The following is a 16,029-nucleotide window of genomic DNA, read 5'->3' as shown; positions in this document are numbered from 1 at the left end:
GCAGAAAGCGGTGGAAGAGTGCGGCGCAATCGTGTCGCCACAGCAGCGGACTTCGCTTATGAAGGCGCGATGACCCAGACCCGCTTTGACATTTTCCTCGCCTGCCCGCCCGGGCTTGAATCCGCCCTGGCCAGCGAGCTGGCCGAGAACGGTTTCGCCAAATGCCGCCCCGAACAGGGCGGCGTCACCATCAAGGGCGGCTGGGCGGAGGTCTGGCGGGCGAACCTCCAGATCCGGGGCGCCACACGGGTGCTGGCGGTGCTGGACCGGTTCAAGTGTCAGCATCTGAACCAGCTTGAACAGCTGGCGCGCCAGACGCCCTGGCCAGAGCTTTTTCATGCGGGCACGCCGGTCAAGGTCGAGGCGAGTTGCCGCAAGTCGCGCATCTATCATGACGGCGCCGCCGCCGAGCGCGTGGCGAACGCCATCGCCCGTACGGCGCTGGTGGCGATCCGCGACGATGCGGAGATCACCGTGCGCGTACGCATTGATCATGACGTGGTGACCCTGAGCGTGGATTCCTCTGGCGAGCCCTTGCACAAGCGCGGATACAAGCAGGCCGTCGCCAAGGCGCCCCTGCGCGAGACAATGGCGGCGCTCCTGCTGCGCGAGATGGGCTATGACGGCCGCGCACCGCTGCTGGATCCGGTGTGCGGCTCGGGAACCTTCGTGATCGAGGCCGCCCAGCTGGCGGCGGGGCTGGCGCCCGGACGCGCGCGCGGCTTTGCCTTTGAACGCTTCGCCAGTTTTGACCGCGACGCCTTCATGGCGTTGCGCAACCGCGCGCCCCATGCCCGCTCAGACGCGCCCTGTTTCGGCTTTGACCGCGACCCCGGCGCCGTGCGCATGGCGAAAGAGAACGCCGAACGGGCTGAAGTGTCTGACCGTGTCACGTTCAGCGAAGGAGGTCTGAAAGACCTCAAGCGTCCCGATTGCGCGCCCGGCTGGGTGGTCGCCAATCCGCCCTATGGCGCCCGGGTCGGAGACAAGTCCGCCGTCTTCGGGGTCTACAAGACCTTTGGCGCGGTGATGCGCGACCAGTTCAGCGGCTGGCGCGCCGCCTTCATCACCACCGATGAGAAGATGGCGAAGGCGACCGGGCTCGCCTTTGAACGGACGAGCGCGCCCATCGACCATGGCGGTCTGAAGATCCGTCTCCACGTGACCGGGGAATTGAAATAGCGCTATTGCGCCGCGTAGACCGCGCGCGCCAGGGCGCTCTCGACGATCGGACGCAGGGCCTTGGCCAGCGCCTCATACCCCTCCGCCGAAGCCGGTTTCTGGATCAGGCAGGCGACATTGGCGAAGGTATCAAGCTCGGGGTGGGTGGACCGGTCTCCGCTGAAGACGATGATCGGGATTTCCCGCAAGACATCGTCAGACAACATCCACTCAATGAGTGTGGCGCCTGACCCGTCTGCAAGCTTGAGGTCCACCATCACGCAAGCAATGTCGGTGCTCTGCTCGAGTTGAGCGCGGGCGTTATGCAGGGAGTCCACTTGCGAAACCTGCCCGCCATAGGGCAGATCGGACAGATAGCGTCCGACCAGAAAAGCGTCTTGCGGATCATCTTCCACCAGCAAGAGCCGGGGCGTGTAATGTGTCATTCCATCACCCCTTTTCATTCCCACGACGGGTTATAAAGGACAATACACGCTATCCGCGCACGCCTATGCTTGCGTGTCAACCTTTGATTAATATTAACAATTCGGATTCAGTTTTCACACTCACCCAGGCGCCACACCCGCTGCGCTGTCATGATTGAACTTGGCCGCAGAGCAAGTTAAACAGAGCGCCCTATCAGGCACCCATAGCTCAGCTGGATAGAGCGCTGCCCTCCGAAGGCAGAGGTCTGAGGTTCGAATCCTCATGGGTGCGCCATTCTTTTCAATGACATAACATCAAATCCGCCCGAGCGCGCTGACACTTTCCAGCACATACCCAGCACGTGCGCATAAAGACTCACGGCAGCTTTCCCACAAAATCTCAAAGCGCGATCTACTCCTAAGCCCCTACGATACTTCCGCCCCTCCTAGATCGCCCGCCAAATGCTTGGAGTATGAAAAGCCGCCTCGGCCTATTGGATGCGGTTCGCTCTCACCAGGGCGCGTATGGTTATGAGCAGAGGATATCGAATGAAGCGGATCAGTGTCGGTAATGCGACATCTGACTAAAGCGTGTACTGTTGTTGAAGCCCTGTGTTCAACGCCCCGCTATCGACACACAATCTCCATGTGAAAGGTTGCCCATTGAGGCTTACGAATTTTTCCAATTTTGCATTGCGACTTTTACAGTTTGCCGCCCTTCACGCTCCAAACCTGATCCGTACCGAGGATGTTGCGCGCGCTCATGGCATCTCGCGTCATCATTTGCTCAAAGCAGTGAACACGCTCGAAAAAGAAGGGTTCATCAAGGCTGTTCGAGGGCGCAATGGTGGGATCACCCTCAACAGGCCGGCCGAGGATGTCACGGTTGGAGAGGTCATCCGGATTACTGAAGCGCCTTTGGAGCTTGTTGAGTGCTTTAATGCAGAAACAAACACCTGCCCGCTCATTGGCGTATGCCATCTTTCAGCATCTATCCAGACAGCGACACGCGCCTTCCTGGCTGTATTAGATGATGTCACGATCGCCGATATCGCCGCCAACCGCAGCGTCCTGCTTTCTCGCTTGAACGACGCCGAAATCCAGTAACATTTATAGACTTTAGGGTCGGCATAGAGAGGGTCTATAGGTTGCATCAAAATAAGTAGTATGACATATGCGACTTTAAGGGATACGTCATAACGCACTGGCTTTGAGCCAAACGCGTCAAACAATGGAGTTCCCAATGACTGAGATTGAAACCTGCACCTTCCCGCGCCTGAATGAGAAAGCGCCCGATTTCACCGCCCCGACGACCCATGGTGAGCGGTCCTTGTCCGACTACCGCGGCAAATGGCTGATCCTGTTTTCACACCCGGCAGATTTCACCCCGGTGTGCACCACAGAGTTCATGGCGTTCGCCAAGGCTCAGGACCGGTTCGCCGCCCTTAACACCGAACTTCTGGGACTGTCCATCGACAGTCATTACGCCCACATCGCCTGGGTGCGGAACATCAAGGAGAAGTTCGGCGTTGATGTCCGCTTCCCCATTATCGCCGACCTCTCCATGCAAGTGGCGAGCGCTTATGGCATGATCCAGCCTGGCGCCTCTAACACTGCTGCGGTGCGAGCAACCTTTATCATTGACCCTGAGGGCGTGCTGCGCGCCATGGTCTATTACCCGATGAGTAATGGCCGCTCGATCGAGGAATTTGTTCGCCTCATCCAGGCGCTTCAAACCTCTGACAGCGAAGGCGTGGCGACCCCTGAAGCCTGGACCCCGGGCGACAAGGTGATCGTGCCGCCGCCGGCCACCGCCGACGCCGCCGAGAGCCGCGCCTCTGAAGGCTATGAAACGGTGGATTGGTACTTCTCCACCAAATCTCTCGGCTGATCTCGAGGGCGGTTCAATCGAAGGTCCGCTCGATTGAACCGCTACCGGGCGCGCATGGCCCTAAGTCACAATGTCCCTGCCCTGACAGGGGCCATGCGCACGCTTCTTCTGGGGCTGGTCCTGTCAGCTTCAAACCGTCAAGGCCTGCGACACTATGGCCGAAAGTTGTATATGGAATGCCACTTAATTGGCTCTAGTTCATGAGACACTTGTTCACCCAACCGACATCAAGCGGAGTTCGCAGCGATGTTTGAATCCCTAGACGCCACCATCCTCGCGCGCGTGCAATTCGCGTTCACGGTGATGTTCCATATCATCTTCCCAGCCTTTTCAATCGGGCTCGCGAGCTTCCTGTTCGTACTGGAAGTTCAATGGCTCAGAACCGGTAATCGGGTTTATCTCAACCTTTTCAAATTCTGGATGAAGATTTTCGCTGTCGCCTTCGGCATGGGCGTCGTGTCCGGGATTGTGATGTCTTATCAGTTCGGTACGAACTGGTCGGTCTTCTCTGACAAAGCCGGACCGATCATTGGCCCGCTCATGGCCTATGAAGTACTCACAGCCTTCTTCCTGGAAGCCGGATTCCTGGGCGTGATGCTTTTTGGGATGGAGCGCGTGTCACGCAAGTTGCACCTGTTCGCCACAGGCATGGTCGCGCTCGGCACACTGATCTCTGCGACGTGGATCTTGTCGGTGAACTCCTGGATGCAGACCCCGGCAGGCTACAGCATCAATGAGGTTGGTCAGTTCATTCCCGAGAACTGGTTTGAAATCGTCTTCAACCCGTCCTTCCCCTATCGCCTCGTCCATATGACCTTGGCAGCGTACCTCACCACGGCTTTTGTCGTGGGGGCTGTGGGCGCATTCCACCTCCTGCGTGATCGCGCCAACGCCGAAGCGAGAAAAATGTTCTCAATGGCCATGTGGATGGCGGCGATCGTGGCTCCCATCCAGATCTTCGCCGGCGACATGCACGGCATTAACACGCTCGAACATCAGCCGATCAAAGTGGCGGCGATGGAAGGCCATTGGGAGCGCCAGACCGGAGCCCCCCTCATCTTGTTCGGCATCCCGGACCAAGAAGCCGAGGAAAATCATTTTGAAATCGGCATTCCAGGATTGTCCGCCTTGATCCTGACTCACCATTGGGATGGCGAAACACCAGGCTTGACCGATGTGCCCGCCGATCAACGCCCTCCCGTGGTGATCGTCTTCTGGAGCTTCCGGATCATGGTTGGGATCGGTCTCGCTATGGCGGCTCTGGGTGCGATCAGCCTCTTCCTGCGCTGGCGTGGCAAGTTTTACGAGAACAGCCTGTTTCACAAAGCCGCCCTTGTGATGGGTCCCAGCGGGTTTATCGCGGTGCTAGCGGGTTGGGTGACTACAGAAGTCGGGCGTCAGCCCTTCACGGTCTATGGCCTGCTCACGACGGGCGAGTCGATCGCGCCAGTGGCGGCGCCAGCGGTCGCAGCCTCTCTAATCGCCTTCGTAATCGTCTACTTCGCGATCTTTGGCGCCGGCACGCTGTACATCCTCAGACTGATGAGGGCAGGACCGGCTCAGGCTGAAGAGCAGCACGGCAAACCCATCCGCTCTGCGGGCACCACGCCAGCGGCTGGTCTCGACCCCAAAGCATTCCCGGCCGAGTAGGAGGTCATCATGATTGGATTACCTGAAATCTGGGCGGGACTTCTTGCGCTCGCCATCTTTATCTACATCGTGCTTGACGGTTTTGACTTGGGCGTTGGGCTGTCATTCCCCTTCCTGAAGACCGATCAGGATCGCAATGTGGCGATGAATTCCGTCGCGCCTGTCTGGGACGGAAATGAAACCTGGCTGATCTTGGGCGGCGGCGGCCTCTTCGCCGCCTTCCCGCTGGCCTACTCCATCGTTATGCCGGCGCTTTACGCCCCATTCATCGCGATGATCCTTGCGCTTGTCTTTCGCGGGGTCGCATTTGAGTACCGCTGGCGGGACGTGGCCCATCAAAAAATCTGGGATCGCGCCTTCTTCTTCGGATCTTTGCTTGCAACCTTTTCTCAAGGCGTTGTGCTTGGGGCGTTCGTTCAGGGCATCGAAGTTGAGGGCCGGGCCTATGCAGGCGGATGGTTTGACTGGTTCACGCCCTTCTCGCTGGCCTGCGGTGTCGCGCTGACCGCCGGCTACGGCTTGCTGGGCTCGACCTGGCTTGTGATGAAAACCGAAGGCGAGTTGCGCGACCAAGCCTATCGCCTCGCCAGACTGGCAGCCTTAGCGACTTTGGGTTTTATTGGTCTTGTGAGCCTGTGGACGCCCTTTCTCTCTCCCGACATCGCGGAGCGCTGGTTCACCTTCCCGCGCTTACTCTACGTCCTGCCTGTTCCAACGCTCACCGCTCTCGCGGCTGCGATCCTGCTCTGGGGTCTGTGGTCCAAAAAGGACTGGGCGCCGTTCCCTAGCGCGATTGCTCTTTTCGGATTGTGCTTTGGTGGGCTGGGCATCGGAATTGCCCCTTATGTGGTGCCCCGCGCCATTACCATTCGTGAGGCAGCAGCGCCGGACTCAAGCTTGATGTTCATGCTGGTAGGGGCGCTCATCCTGCTGCCCATGATCCTGGCTTACACCGCGTACGCTTACTGGGTGTTCCGCGGCAAGGTCGATCCGGCGGAGGGGTATCACTGATGCTCAAAGATCCAACGCGCAATGCTCAGGACACGGGCGTGAGGCAAACCGGATTGCGTGAACTCGCCTGGTTCGTCGGGCTCTGGGCCGCTGGCGTGCTCACTGTGACGGTCCTGGGCGGGATCATCAAACTCTTTCTCTAGCGCCCGGTGTCCAAGTTCAAAACCCTAAATGCCATGCAAAGCCTTGTGAAAAACCAGGCGCATGAAATCGGAGGAAGCAATGCAGTACCCTGTAAAGCTGGAGGTCAAGCCAGACGTCAAAGCGTTCTTTGATGAGGCGACCAACACCATCAGCTATGTCGTCAAAGACCCCACGTCATCCGCTTGCGCGATTATCGACAGCGTCATGGATTTCGATCAGGCATCGGGCCGCATCGCCTATGAGCATGCGGATCAGATTGCGTACTATGTTCAATCTCAAGGGCTAAAAGTTGAGTGGATCATCGAGACCCATGTTCACGCCGACCATCTGTCTGCAGCCCCTTATCTGCAAGAGCGACTGGGCGGTAAAATTGGCATAGGCGCTGACATCAAGATTGTGCAGGAGACCTTCGGAAAGGTCTTCAACGAAGGCACCGAGTTTGAGCGCGATGGCAGCCAGTTCGATGCTCTCTTCGAAGATGGCGACACCTACCAGGTTGGCGGCCTGCAAGCCTTCGTCATGCATACCCCTGGCCACACGCCAGCCTGTACTGTCCATGTTTTCGGAAACGCCGCGTTTGTAGGCGACACGATCTTCATGCCGGACGCGGGTTCTGCACGCGCGGATTTTCCGGGCGGCGATGCAGGCACGCTTTATGATTCCATTCAGCGCATCCTGAGCCTGCCCGACGAGATGCGGCTCTTCATGTGTCATGATTATGGCCCGAATGGTCGCGAGATTCTTTGGGAAAGCACGGTCGCGGACCAGAAAGCCCATAACATCCATGTGGGAGGCGGCAAGACGAAGGAGGATTTCGTCAAGTTTCGGACCGAACGCGATGCAACTCTTGCGGTTCCGCAACTCATTCTGCCGTCTTTGCAGGTCAATATGCGGGCCGGTGAGATGCCCACAGATAAGGATGGCAGACCTATGCTCAAACTTCCCGTTAACGGGCTTTAGGGGGCATATCTGATGCAAATCAACAAAATAACAGAGAAGTTCGCGGTCAGCCCTCAAATCCTGGCTACAGATATCCCCGCCATCAAGGAAGCAGGATTCCGGGCCATCATCTGCAATCGCCCCGATGGTGAGGGCGTTGATCAACCTGGATTTGAGGAAATCCAAGCTGCTGCAGCGGCGCAGGGCATCATGGCGCAATATGTGCCCGTCAAAGCGGGGCTGGTAACGGACACGGACGTCGCCGACTTTGGCGCAGCACTGAAGGATTTGCCACGACCGGTTCTGGCCTATTGCCGCACAGGCACGCGATCGGCCAGCTTGTGGTCCTTTCACGAAGCCAAGAAGCGACCCTTACCTGAAATACTGGCCGCCACCAAGGCAGCTGGCTACGACATGAACGGCGTGGCGCGCCGCATCTTGAACAATGGCAAAACGCCAACTGAGACCGGTGACGCGCAATATGATGTCGTGATTGTGGGAGCCGGAGCGGGCGGGATTTCTGTGGCGGCCAGTTTGAAGGCGCGCTCATCAGATCTCTCCATCGCCATCATTGATCCCGCCGACATCCATTATTACCAGCCTGGCTGGACCATGGTGGGCGGCGGCGTCTTCAAGGCGAACCAAACCGCCAAGACCATGGGCAGCCTGATCCCCAAAGGCGTGACATGGATCAAGGCCGCTGTCGCCGCCTTTGAGCCCGACAACAATGCCGTCATTCTCGATGGCTGCCGGGTCGTGAAGTATGATCGGCTCGTCGTTTGCCCCGGACTGAAACTCGACTGGGCTCAGATAGACGGCCTTGAGGAGACGCTGGGCCGTAATGGCGTGACCTCAAACTATCGGTACGATCTCGCGCCCTATACGTGGCAGCTCGTGAAAGCGCTCGACAAGGGGCGGGCGATCTTAACGCAACCGCCCATGCCGATCAAATGCGCCGGCGCGCCTCAAAAGGCGATGTATTTATCGAGCGACGCCTGGTTCCGGCGGGGCGTTTTGAACACTATCGACATTGAGTTCATGACGGCCGGAGGCGTGCTCTTCGGCGTGAAGGACTATGTGCCGGCCTTGATGGAATACGTCGAGAAATACCGCGCAAGCCTGAATTTCTTCCACCAGCTCATATCCGTCGATGGCCCTCAGAAAACAGCGACGTTCAAGGTCACCGGTCCAGATATAGAAGCGCATGAAGTCACCAAGGATTTCGACATGCTTCATGTCTGTCCGCCTCAAGTGGCGCCCGACTTTATCCGTGTGTCTCCCCTGGCGGACGCTGCGGGTTGGGTTGATGTGGATCAGGCGACGCTGCGCCATAAGACCTATGAGAACATCTGGTCGCTGGGCGATGTGATGAATGCGCCCAACGCGAAGACGGCTGCCGCCGCGCGCAAGCAGGCGCCGACAGTGGCGGAGAACATCATGGCGGATATTGCCGGTCGGTCGCCCACCGCGGCGTATGACGGCTACGGCTCATGCCCACTCACCGTTGAACGGGGCAAGATCGTCCTCGCCGAGTTCGGCTATGGCGGCGTGTTAAAGCCATCATTTCCTGCCTGGGCGCTCGATGGAACCAAGCCGACCCGCGGCGCCTGGTTCCTGAAAGAAAAGATGCTTCCGCCGATCTATTGGCAAGCCATGCTCAAGGGCAAGGAATGGCTGGCCAAGCCCGAGCCGCTACTGGTCTCCGAAAGCTGAGCGGCGAATGCTCCGCCAATCCCCATACCCATTCGTCTGACCGCAGACAGAGCCGCTGGGCCCGACACCGGCGGCTCGCGTGTCGGACTATAAGGCCTTTAGGACCATGGACCGTTTCAAGCAGTATTTCCCGATCCTGAGCTGGGGGCGTGCATATAACCGCACAGCGCTCTCAAATGATCTGATTGCGGCTGTGATCGTCACGATCATGCTCATCCCGCAATCGCTCGCCTATGCGCTTCTGGCGGGCCTCCCGCCAGAAGCCGGGATCTACGCGTCCATCGTTCCCATTATGCTCTATGCTGTTTTTGGAACCAGCCGCGCCCTAGCCGTGGGACCGGTGGCTGTCGTCTCACTTCTGACCGCGTCCGCCATCGGGCAGGTGGTCGAACAAGGGACCGCGGGATACGCCGCTGCAGCCCTCACCTTGGCGTTTTTGTCTGGCACCTTTCTGGTGATTATGGGCCTTTTCAGGCTTGGCTTTCTTGCAAACTTTCTAAGCCACCCTGTGATTTCCGGCTTCATCACAGCATCGGGGATTCTGATCGCCGCCAGTCAGTTCAAGCACGTCCTGGGCGTCTCGGCGGAGGGGCATTCGCTGCTTGAACTGGGCGCGTCTTTGATCAGCCACCTTCATGAGACCAACCTGATCACCTTGGCGATTGGCGTCTTTGGGATCGGTTTTTTGTTCTGGGTCCGAAAGGGCATGAAACCCGCCCTGCGAGCCTTGGGTCTCAATGCGCGTTTGTCTGACATCCTGACCAAGGCCGGGCCGGTTTTAGCTGTCGCAGCGACGACAGGTCTGGCGTGGGGGCTAAACTTCGAGGACAAGGGCGTCGATCTGGTGGGCGCCGTTCCTCAAGCGCTGCCACCGCTGACCTTGCCGGACTGGTCCCCGGAGATCATTCGCGCTTTGTTCATACCGGCTGTCCTGATTTCGATTATCGGCTTTGTGGAGTCTGTCTCGGTCTCCAAGACGCTGGCGGCTAAGAAACGTCAGCGCATAGATCCCGATCAGGAACTCATCGGGCTCGGCGCCGCCAATCTCGGCGCTGCGTTTACTGGCGGGTATCCCGTGACGGGTGGCTTCGCCCGCTCTGTGGTCAATTTTGATGCAGGCGCAGAGACACCGGCCGCCGGCGCCTTTACCGCCATTGGCCTCGCTATCGCCGCGGTCTCTTTGACGCCTCTTGTGTACTTCCTGCCCAAGGCCACCTTGGCGGCGACGATTATTGTTGCGGTCCTCAGCCTGGTTGATTTTTCAATCCTGAAGTCGACCTGGCGCTACTCAAAATCAGACTTCTTGGCTGTTGCCGTCACGATCATTCTAACACTGGGACTGGGCGTTGAGGTCGGGGTGGCTTCTGGCGTCATACTCTCTCTATTGCTGCACATCACCAAGACCTCCAAACCGCATATCGCCGAAGTGGGGCTGGTTCCAGGCACGCATCATTTCCGCAATATACTGCGCCATGAGGTCGAAACATCACCGTCGCTTCTGACGCTGCGGGTTGATGAGAGCCTGTACTTTGCCAATGCGAACTTTCTGGAGTCACTGGTTCTTGACCGCCTCGCACGCGACGGCGACGATATTCGTGACATCGTCTTGATGTTTTCCGCCGTCAATGATCTCGATTACTCGGCAATGGAGACACTTGAAGCGCTTGATGCGCGTTTAAAGGGTATGGGAGTGCGCCTGCATCTGTCCGAGGTGAAGGGACCTGTCATGGACAAGATGCGCTCAAGCCATTTCCTAGAGGCGCTCTCAGGAAAGATCTATCTGTCTCAGTTTGACGCCTGGGATGCGTTGACGACGGCTCAGGCAGTGGATTAGCGGCAGTTTCGTCGCTCTAAACAACGCTCAAATGCGGGCAGATGTCTATGCGCTGAGGCGTCACGCAACTTTGTGAACACCCCGACAATCTCATGATTGTCGCCTGCTGCAGGGATCAACACCGTATCAAAGAGCCTGACATTATCGCGCTCTGATTTGACGCCTATGGCGCATAAATCCTGCAATGAGGCCGTAAGGGCCGAAGGGTCTGGTTGCGTCCTATCGACCGGAACTTCCAGATCAAATTTTTGATAAAGCCTAAGAAGCGCTTCGATGTGGCGGTTCTCAGCCTCAATAATATTCACAAAAGGACGCTGGCCAGGAAACCGATCAAGTATGAGCCCGTAAGTTTTATAAGCTTTGCGCTCATCTTCCAGTGCGAACGAAAGCGCGTTTATTTGAAGCGGTGTCAGATGCTCCCGAGCTTGATGAGGGGGCGGAACAGACTGGCCCAGATCAGTCTCATTCATTGTGCTTATCCTTATGTAGCGGCGGTTAATATTTGGAACCTTGGGTCTTGCTCTTCACGGAAGCGGCCGAGCCTGCTCGAGCGCCGTTATACCTGCAAGCAACGGTTCATACCATAAACTCGTATATTGAATACTACTTATTATGTGGTACTTTGTAACCCTCAAATAAGCTCCTGCATCCCATTGCGAATTTGGAGCTTCTCAATCTCAATGGAGCTGCGTCATGCGCACACTTGTAATCGCCGCCATCGCCATGCTGGGCGTCGCAATGCCCACCCAAGCTCAATCAGAGTCTTTAGCGCCTGATTTGTTGACCATTCTGACGAGCGATCAGCCCCAGACACAGCTTATGTCTCTGATCCTCACACGTGCCAGCCTCGCTGAAGGATCTCAAGCGCGTATTCTTCTGTGCGATAGTGCGGGCGATCTGGCGCTGCGTGAAGCCCCTGAAACCTCTACACAACCCATGCAGCCTCGAGGGTTTTCGCCGCGCTCAATGCTGGAAGGGCTTATGGCCGATGGAGTCCAAGTACAGGTGTGTGCGATCTACCTGCCCAATAGTGAAGCGACCCAAGACGACTTGCTCGAAGGCGTAAGCGTCGCCACTCCGCCTGAGATCTCTAATGTGATGATGGCGCCAAACACCCGCTTGTTCACATTCTGACCGAGCGGAGCCGAAACATGAAAATCCATCTGGCATATGGTCTGCTGAGCGCACTGACCCTGGTCGCTATCAGTCCCCAATACGCTGTGGCGCAAGATGATTACTCAGACCCCAGAATAGCGATTGATCTGACACAAGCGGAGCAAGCCCATGTCAGATCTCGTATGCTGGACTTGCTGTCGGGCGTTCAGGCGATGACCGAAGCGGCGGCCAATGACGATCTCGATTGGTTTAGGGAAGTGGCGGACCAGCTCAGCAGCACCGCGCATGACCCAGCGACACGGTCCATGCAAACTCATATGCCGGATGGGTTCCGGCAGATCAGCCGGTCTCTCAATCGCGATCTCGCTTCTCTGTCAGAACTCTCCGACGAGACTCCTATGGGTGTTGCTCTGGATCAGTTGGCCATGACGCTCAGCAATTGCACAAGCTGTCACGGCAGCTATCGCGTGACACCGTCAGAAGACTGATCACCCCTCATTCCAACAGCTAGACTGCCAAGCAATGTCAGAAAACTCTCAAATGTCTCAAGCTATTCGCATGTGGGACGAACGTTTCAGAACAGACGAGTATGTCTATGGGACTGCGCCGAATGACTTCCTGGTTCGCGTCGCCGACCAGTTGCCCGAGCAATCCAGGATCTTGGCGCTCGCCGATGGTGAAGGGCGAAATGGGGTTTGGCTCGCAAAACAGGGCCATCATGTTCACTCGGTGGATGGATCCAAGATCGCCCTAGAGAAGGCGAGAGTCTTGGCGGAGCAAGCTGATGTTTCCATTGAGTTTGAGCAGGCCGATTTAATCAACTGGCGCTGGCCGCAAAACCAGTATGACGCCGTTGTTGCGATCTTCATCCAGTTTGCGGGACCAGAGGTGAGACGGCGACTGTTTAAGGACGCGATTGCGTCTCTGAAACCCGGTGGGCTTTTGGTGGTTCAAGGCTACAGGACGGAACAATTAGCGTATGGCACCGGCGGCCCGCCACAAGAAGAGAACCTCTATACCGAGCAATTGCTCAAGTCAGAGCTGTCAGGCTTGGACGTCCTCATGCTGAGCGCGCATGATTGCGTCATCCACGAAGGTATGGGGCACTCTGGAATGTCCGCCCTCATCGATTATGTGGGGCGCAAACCGTGACCGGCTCCAATCATGAGCCGAGTGGTGCTCGGCTCTCTCCGGGAAATACCCAAAGTCAGGTTCGCGTCAGCTAGTCTGCACACATTACGCGTTTTACAGTTAGCCCTGTAGGATGGTCTGATGCGGGTGTTGATAATCGAAGATAATGACCGGCTGTCACTCCTGCTCGCAGAGGGGCTGACCCGACGTGGGTTCAGTTGTGATGTGGCGGGGTCTTTGACCAGCGCGGCGGACCACATCGCCGTGACCGCATACGATGTCCTTGTATTGGATCTTGGCCTGCCGGACGGCGATGGAGTGGACTGGCTGAAATCTTTGCCGGCCCTTCATGCGCCGGTGCTGGTGCTGACGGCGCGCGCCAGTGTGGGCGAGCGGATCATCGGCCTCGACGCCGGGGCGGATGACTACATGGTCAAACCGGCAGATCCTGATGAGATCGCCGCCCGGCTGCGCGCCTTGTTGCGGCGGCCCGGCGCTCGAGAGCCTGCACGGATCGAGGTGGGCGAGCTGACGTTTGATCCGGCGGCGCGCGAGGCCCGGTTCAAGGACGCGCCCTTGCGCCTGGGGCGGCGGGAAGCGGCCTTGCTTGAAGTCCTCATGAAACGACCCGATGCGGTGGTCCCGCGGGAAGCGATCGAGACCGCGCTTTACAGCTGGGATGATGCTGTCAGTGCGAATGCTCTGGAAGCCACGGCTTCACGCCTGCGCCGTCGCCTCGCGGACGCCGGGGCGGGAGGACTGATCCATGTGGTGCGCGGCGTGGGCTATTATCTCGGGGAGGTCGCAAATTGACCTCTGTGCGCCGCATGCTCGTTTCCGGTTTCCTGGTCAGCGCCTTCATTGGGGCGCTGGTGCTCATTGTGCTTGTGGGATTGGAGTACGGGTTTTTCTCCCGCACGCCGCCGCCGTTGAACGCCACATTGACCGAGATCCTGGAGCATGTCGTGATCCCGCTGCTGGTCTTTGTCGGCCTGTCCATGGCGGGCAGCATTCTTGTGATCAACGCGGCGGCGCGGCGGCTCAAGACGGTGGCGGACCTGGCCAATGAAGCCAGCACGCGCGGCGAAGCTTTTCAGGCGCCGCTCGAGGCGTTGCCACGTGAAATCCACCCTTTCGCTGAAGCGGTCAATCGTTTGACAGACCGTTTGGACCGCCATGCGCGCCAGCAGGAAGCCTTCGCGGCAGACGCGGCGCATGAGCTCAAGACGCCGCTTTCGGTTCTGGCGCTGGAGCTTGACCGTCTGCCCCAGGACACCGCGGTCGCCCTGAAGGCGCAGGTCCATGCATTGTCTGCACTGATTGACCAGCTTCTGCTGCTCGCCCGATCCAATAATCCGGGCGGCCAAAATCCGGTTGATCTGGATGCACTGGGCAAGCGAGTTGTCGCCGATCTTGCGCCCCGCGCCATCCATGACGGGAAATCGCTTTCCTATGAAGATGCGGGGCCGGTGCGAATCTGTGGCCTTGAGGAAGCGCTTGCCAGCGCCTTGAGAACCCTGGTGGACAACGCTTTGCGCGAAACCCCGGCTGGTGGAGAGGTTGTCGTCCGAGCGGGCCCCGGGGCGCAAGTCACGGTGCTCGATGGCGGCGCCGGACTTGATGCGTCCGCGCTTGAGCGCTTCAAGGCCCGTGGAGTCCGCGCGGACCAGGGGGCTACAGGCAGCGCCGGCCTCGGGTTGGCGATTGCGGACCGGATTGCAGAAGCCCATGACGGCGAGCTTGAAACTTGCCGCCCTGAAGAAACGGGGCTCAGAATCCGGTTCAATCGCAGCCTCCCGCCTCAAGACTGATCCTCGAAATCAGACCTGTCAGCTTCGCGTCAGCTCCGCGTCGCACGCTGGGTGTGTCGCCCGTCAAAGGACGGGTCGCGCTTGAGCGGTGTGGAGAAGAAGTTTCATGTGCCTTGCTAGCGTTCTGGCTTGTTCTGGACGAACTTTGCGCGGGCTGATTGTCGCTGTTGTGCTGGCGCCGGTTTCAATCACCGCACATGCGCAAGCCCCGTCAAACTCCGTCCCGATTTCTCCGGCGTCTCGTCTGGGCCTCGGCATCGAAACGGTGGAAGCGAGATCCGCCATGACGGCCGACGGCGTGATCCTGACAGGGGAGATTGTTGTGCCGCCGCAATCGCGGCGCGCTGTCGTTGCGCCGGCGACAATGATTGTCGCCGAGACATTGGTCCTGCCTGGGCAAAGGGTGTCGGCTGACGATCCTGTCCAGGTCCTCTCCAGCCCGGGTCTTGAGGAGCTCCGCGCGCAGCTGGACGTTCTCGGACTGGAAGCCGAGCATGCGCAGGAGCTGGCGCAGCGCGCTGAAGCGCTGCTCGAAGCCGGCCTGACAACAGGCGAGGACCTGCATGAGCGTCGTCTGACGGCGACCTCGACCCGCCTGGAACTGGATGCAATGCGCGCCCGCTTTGGCGCTTTCGAGGCTCGCTCGGTGGCTGGTCAGTTTCTGGTGCGCGCGCCTGCAGATGGCGTGCTGGCCGAGATCAACACAGAGCCCGGTTTTCGCCTGGAAGAAGGCGCCGTCATTTTCGCGATCAATACCGACGATGCAGTCTGGGCGCGGCTTCATGTGCCTGCCCGCCTGTCTGATGGTTTGTCTGAAGGGGGGGGAGTTCGCGTCCCCGGCCAATCAGGGACCGGTCAGATCGTGGCGGTTGATACCATGATCGATCCCGCCCGCCGGGCTGTGACGGTGCATGTGGCCTTGCCCACAGGCGTGAACGGACGCCCCGGCTCTTTGATTGATGTGCTGCTGCCTGTGGCCGGGGAGCGCCAGGGGCTGAGCCTTCCCGCCCGAGCCATCGTCAGGCTGGCGGGCGAAGATCATGTGTTTGTTGACCGGGGCGAAGCCTTCCAGGCCGTCGCTGTTCGGGTTCTGACCAGAACGCGCGACGCTGTGACGGTTGAACCGGGACCGGTGACTGAAGGCGATCAGGTCGCCGTTTCAGGGCTGGCGGCGCTCAAGAACCAGCTTGAAGGCGGCTAGAC

Annotated in this window: 17 protein-coding genes and 1 tRNA gene; 16 read left to right on the top strand and 2 right to left on the bottom strand. The window is 58.7% G+C overall.

All coding sequences use genetic code 11. The annotated features are described in order from the left end of the window. Positions 1 to 18: 18 nt before the first annotated feature. A complete protein-coding gene (locus OA2633_RS11345; RefSeq protein WP_009802694.1) occupies positions 19 to 1,182 on the top strand; it encodes a class I SAM-dependent RNA methyltransferase in 1,164 nt (387 codons plus the stop codon). Between the two features lie 2 nt (positions 1,183 to 1,184). Here OA2633_RS11345 and OA2633_RS11340 read toward each other — a convergent pair whose 3' ends face one another. After that, positions 1,185 to 1,607, bottom strand: coding sequence for a response regulator (locus OA2633_RS11340; RefSeq protein WP_009802693.1), 423 nt, complete (start codon positions 1,605 to 1,607; stop codon positions 1,185 to 1,187). Between the two features lie 197 nt (positions 1,608 to 1,804). On the opposite strand from OA2633_RS11340, the gene OA2633_RS11335 reads away from it, so the two are divergent. The 9 genes from OA2633_RS11335 (at position 1,805) to OA2633_RS11300 (ending at position 10,768) form a co-directional block, all read left to right on the top strand. Further along, a tRNA-Arg gene (locus OA2633_RS11335) sits at positions 1,805 to 1,881 on the top strand. Between the two features lie 317 nt (positions 1,882 to 2,198). Then, positions 2,199 to 2,693, top strand: coding sequence for an Rrf2 family transcriptional regulator (locus OA2633_RS15910; RefSeq protein WP_206740507.1), 495 nt, complete (start codon positions 2,199 to 2,201; stop codon positions 2,691 to 2,693). 136 nt (positions 2,694 to 2,829) lie between these two features. Beyond that, positions 2,830 to 3,477 (top strand): peroxiredoxin, encoded by a 648-nt coding sequence (locus OA2633_RS11325; RefSeq protein WP_009802691.1) that lies wholly within the window; start codon positions 2,830 to 2,832, stop codon positions 3,475 to 3,477. A 246-nt stretch (positions 3,478 to 3,723) separates the two neighbouring features. After that, positions 3,724 to 5,127 carry a cytochrome ubiquinol oxidase subunit I gene (locus OA2633_RS11320; RefSeq protein ID WP_009802690.1) on the top strand — a complete coding sequence of 468 codons (1,404 nt, stop codon included), beginning with the start codon at positions 3,724 to 3,726 and terminating at the stop codon, positions 5,125 to 5,127. Positions 5,128 to 5,136: 9 nt separating this feature from the next. Next, the gene (gene cydB / locus OA2633_RS11315; RefSeq protein ID WP_009802689.1) at positions 5,137 to 6,138 is read left to right on the top strand and encodes a cytochrome d ubiquinol oxidase subunit II; all 1,002 of its coding nucleotides are present in this window, start codon (positions 5,137 to 5,139) and stop codon (positions 6,136 to 6,138) included. Further along, positions 6,138 to 6,281 carry a hypothetical protein gene (locus OA2633_RS16310; protein ID WP_009802688.1) on the top strand — a complete coding sequence of 48 codons (144 nt, stop codon included), beginning with the start codon at positions 6,138 to 6,140 and terminating at the stop codon, positions 6,279 to 6,281. The genes cydB and OA2633_RS16310 overlap by 1 nt, the downstream gene beginning before the upstream one ends. Before the next feature lie 79 nt (positions 6,282 to 6,360). After that, complete coding sequence (locus OA2633_RS11310) at positions 6,361 to 7,242, top strand: MBL fold metallo-hydrolase (protein ID WP_040613551.1); 882 nt, start codon at positions 6,361 to 6,363, stop codon at positions 7,240 to 7,242. A 12-nt stretch (positions 7,243 to 7,254) separates the two neighbouring features. After that, positions 7,255 to 8,934, top strand: a complete 1,680-nt coding sequence (locus tag OA2633_RS11305) for a bifunctional protein tyrosine phosphatase family protein/NAD(P)/FAD-dependent oxidoreductase (protein WP_009802686.1) — start codon at positions 7,255 to 7,257, stop codon at positions 8,932 to 8,934. 106 nt (positions 8,935 to 9,040) lie between these two features. Beyond that, positions 9,041 to 10,768, top strand: coding sequence for a SulP family inorganic anion transporter (locus OA2633_RS11300; RefSeq protein ID WP_009802685.1), 1,728 nt, complete (start codon positions 9,041 to 9,043; stop codon positions 10,766 to 10,768). Here OA2633_RS11300 and OA2633_RS15905 read toward each other — a convergent pair. Further along, positions 10,765 to 11,238: a DUF2202 domain-containing protein gene (locus OA2633_RS15905; protein WP_083783264.1), complete on the bottom strand. Its 474-nt coding sequence runs from the start codon at positions 11,236 to 11,238 to the stop codon at positions 10,765 to 10,767. The two genes, OA2633_RS11300 and OA2633_RS15905, sit on opposite strands and share 4 nt — an antisense overlap. A 223-nt stretch (positions 11,239 to 11,461) precedes the next feature. Here OA2633_RS15905 and OA2633_RS11295 point away from each other — a divergent pair, with 223 nt between their 5' ends. The 6 genes from OA2633_RS11295 to OA2633_RS11270 all read left to right on the top strand — a co-directional run bounded on the left by OA2633_RS11295 (position 11,462) and on the right by OA2633_RS11270 (position 16,027). Continuing rightward, on the top strand, positions 11,462 to 11,902 hold the full coding sequence (locus tag OA2633_RS11295) for a hypothetical protein (protein WP_009802683.1): 441 nt from the start codon (positions 11,462 to 11,464) through the stop codon (positions 11,900 to 11,902). Between the two features lie 17 nt (positions 11,903 to 11,919). Beyond that, entirely contained in the window at positions 11,920 to 12,372 is a 453-nt protein-coding gene (locus OA2633_RS11290; protein ID WP_009802682.1) for a hypothetical protein, read from the top strand. Positions 12,373 to 12,424: 52 nt separating this feature from the next. Beyond that, positions 12,425 to 13,036 carry a cyclopropane-fatty-acyl-phospholipid synthase family protein gene (locus tag OA2633_RS11285; RefSeq protein ID WP_009802681.1) on the top strand — a complete coding sequence of 204 codons (612 nt, stop codon included), beginning with the start codon at positions 12,425 to 12,427 and terminating at the stop codon, positions 13,034 to 13,036. Positions 13,037 to 13,156: 120 nt separating this feature from the next. Then, positions 13,157 to 13,828 carry a response regulator transcription factor gene (locus OA2633_RS11280; RefSeq protein ID WP_009802680.1) on the top strand — a complete coding sequence of 224 codons (672 nt, stop codon included), beginning with the start codon at positions 13,157 to 13,159 and terminating at the stop codon, positions 13,826 to 13,828. A gap of 5 nt (positions 13,829 to 13,833) precedes the next feature. Further along, positions 13,834 to 14,826 carry a HAMP domain-containing sensor histidine kinase gene (locus OA2633_RS11275; RefSeq protein WP_241760738.1) on the top strand — a complete coding sequence of 331 codons (993 nt, stop codon included), beginning with the start codon at positions 13,834 to 13,836 and terminating at the stop codon, positions 14,824 to 14,826. A 145-nt stretch (positions 14,827 to 14,971) separates the two neighbouring features. Then, positions 14,972 to 16,027 (top strand): efflux RND transporter periplasmic adaptor subunit, encoded by a 1,056-nt coding sequence (locus OA2633_RS11270; RefSeq protein WP_009802678.1) that lies wholly within the window; start codon positions 14,972 to 14,974, stop codon positions 16,025 to 16,027. Positions 16,028 to 16,029 lie beyond the last annotated feature (2 nt).

The organism is Oceanicaulis sp. HTCC2633 (assembly GCF_000152745.1).
Classification (GTDB): domain Bacteria; phylum Pseudomonadota; class Alphaproteobacteria; order Caulobacterales; family Maricaulaceae; genus Oceanicaulis.
The sequence above is the reverse complement of the archived record's forward strand: the minus strand, read 5'-3'. Positions and strand labels throughout refer to the sequence as shown.

Coding starts and splice junctions, on each gene's coding strand:
- OA2633_RS11320 (WP_009802690.1), top strand. CDS start 3,724: ATGTTTGAATCCCTAGACGCCACCATCCTCGCGCGCGTGCAATTCGCG.
- OA2633_RS11295 (WP_009802683.1), top strand. CDS start 11,462: ATGCGCACACTTGTAATCGCCGCCATCGCCATGCTGGGCGTCGCAATG.
- OA2633_RS11300 (WP_009802685.1), top strand. CDS start 9,041: ATGGACCGTTTCAAGCAGTATTTCCCGATCCTGAGCTGGGGGCGTGCA.
- OA2633_RS16310 (WP_009802688.1), top strand. CDS start 6,138: ATGCTCAAAGATCCAACGCGCAATGCTCAGGACACGGGCGTGAGGCAA.
- OA2633_RS11280 (WP_009802680.1), top strand. CDS start 13,157: ATGCGGGTGTTGATAATCGAAGATAATGACCGGCTGTCACTCCTGCTC.
- OA2633_RS11340 (WP_009802693.1), bottom strand. CDS start 1,607: ATGACACATTACACGCCCCGGCTCTTGCTGGTGGAAGATGATCCGCAA.
- OA2633_RS11290 (WP_009802682.1), top strand. CDS start 11,920: ATGAAAATCCATCTGGCATATGGTCTGCTGAGCGCACTGACCCTGGTC.
- OA2633_RS11310 (WP_040613551.1), top strand. CDS start 6,361: ATGCAGTACCCTGTAAAGCTGGAGGTCAAGCCAGACGTCAAAGCGTTC.
- OA2633_RS11285 (WP_009802681.1), top strand. CDS start 12,425: ATGTCTCAAGCTATTCGCATGTGGGACGAACGTTTCAGAACAGACGAG.
- OA2633_RS11305 (WP_009802686.1), top strand. CDS start 7,255: ATGCAAATCAACAAAATAACAGAGAAGTTCGCGGTCAGCCCTCAAATC.
- OA2633_RS11325 (WP_009802691.1), top strand. CDS start 2,830: ATGACTGAGATTGAAACCTGCACCTTCCCGCGCCTGAATGAGAAAGCG.
- OA2633_RS15905 (WP_083783264.1), bottom strand. CDS start 11,238: ATGAATGAGACTGATCTGGGCCAGTCTGTTCCGCCCCCTCATCAAGCT.
- cydB (WP_009802689.1), top strand. CDS start 5,137: ATGATTGGATTACCTGAAATCTGGGCGGGACTTCTTGCGCTCGCCATC.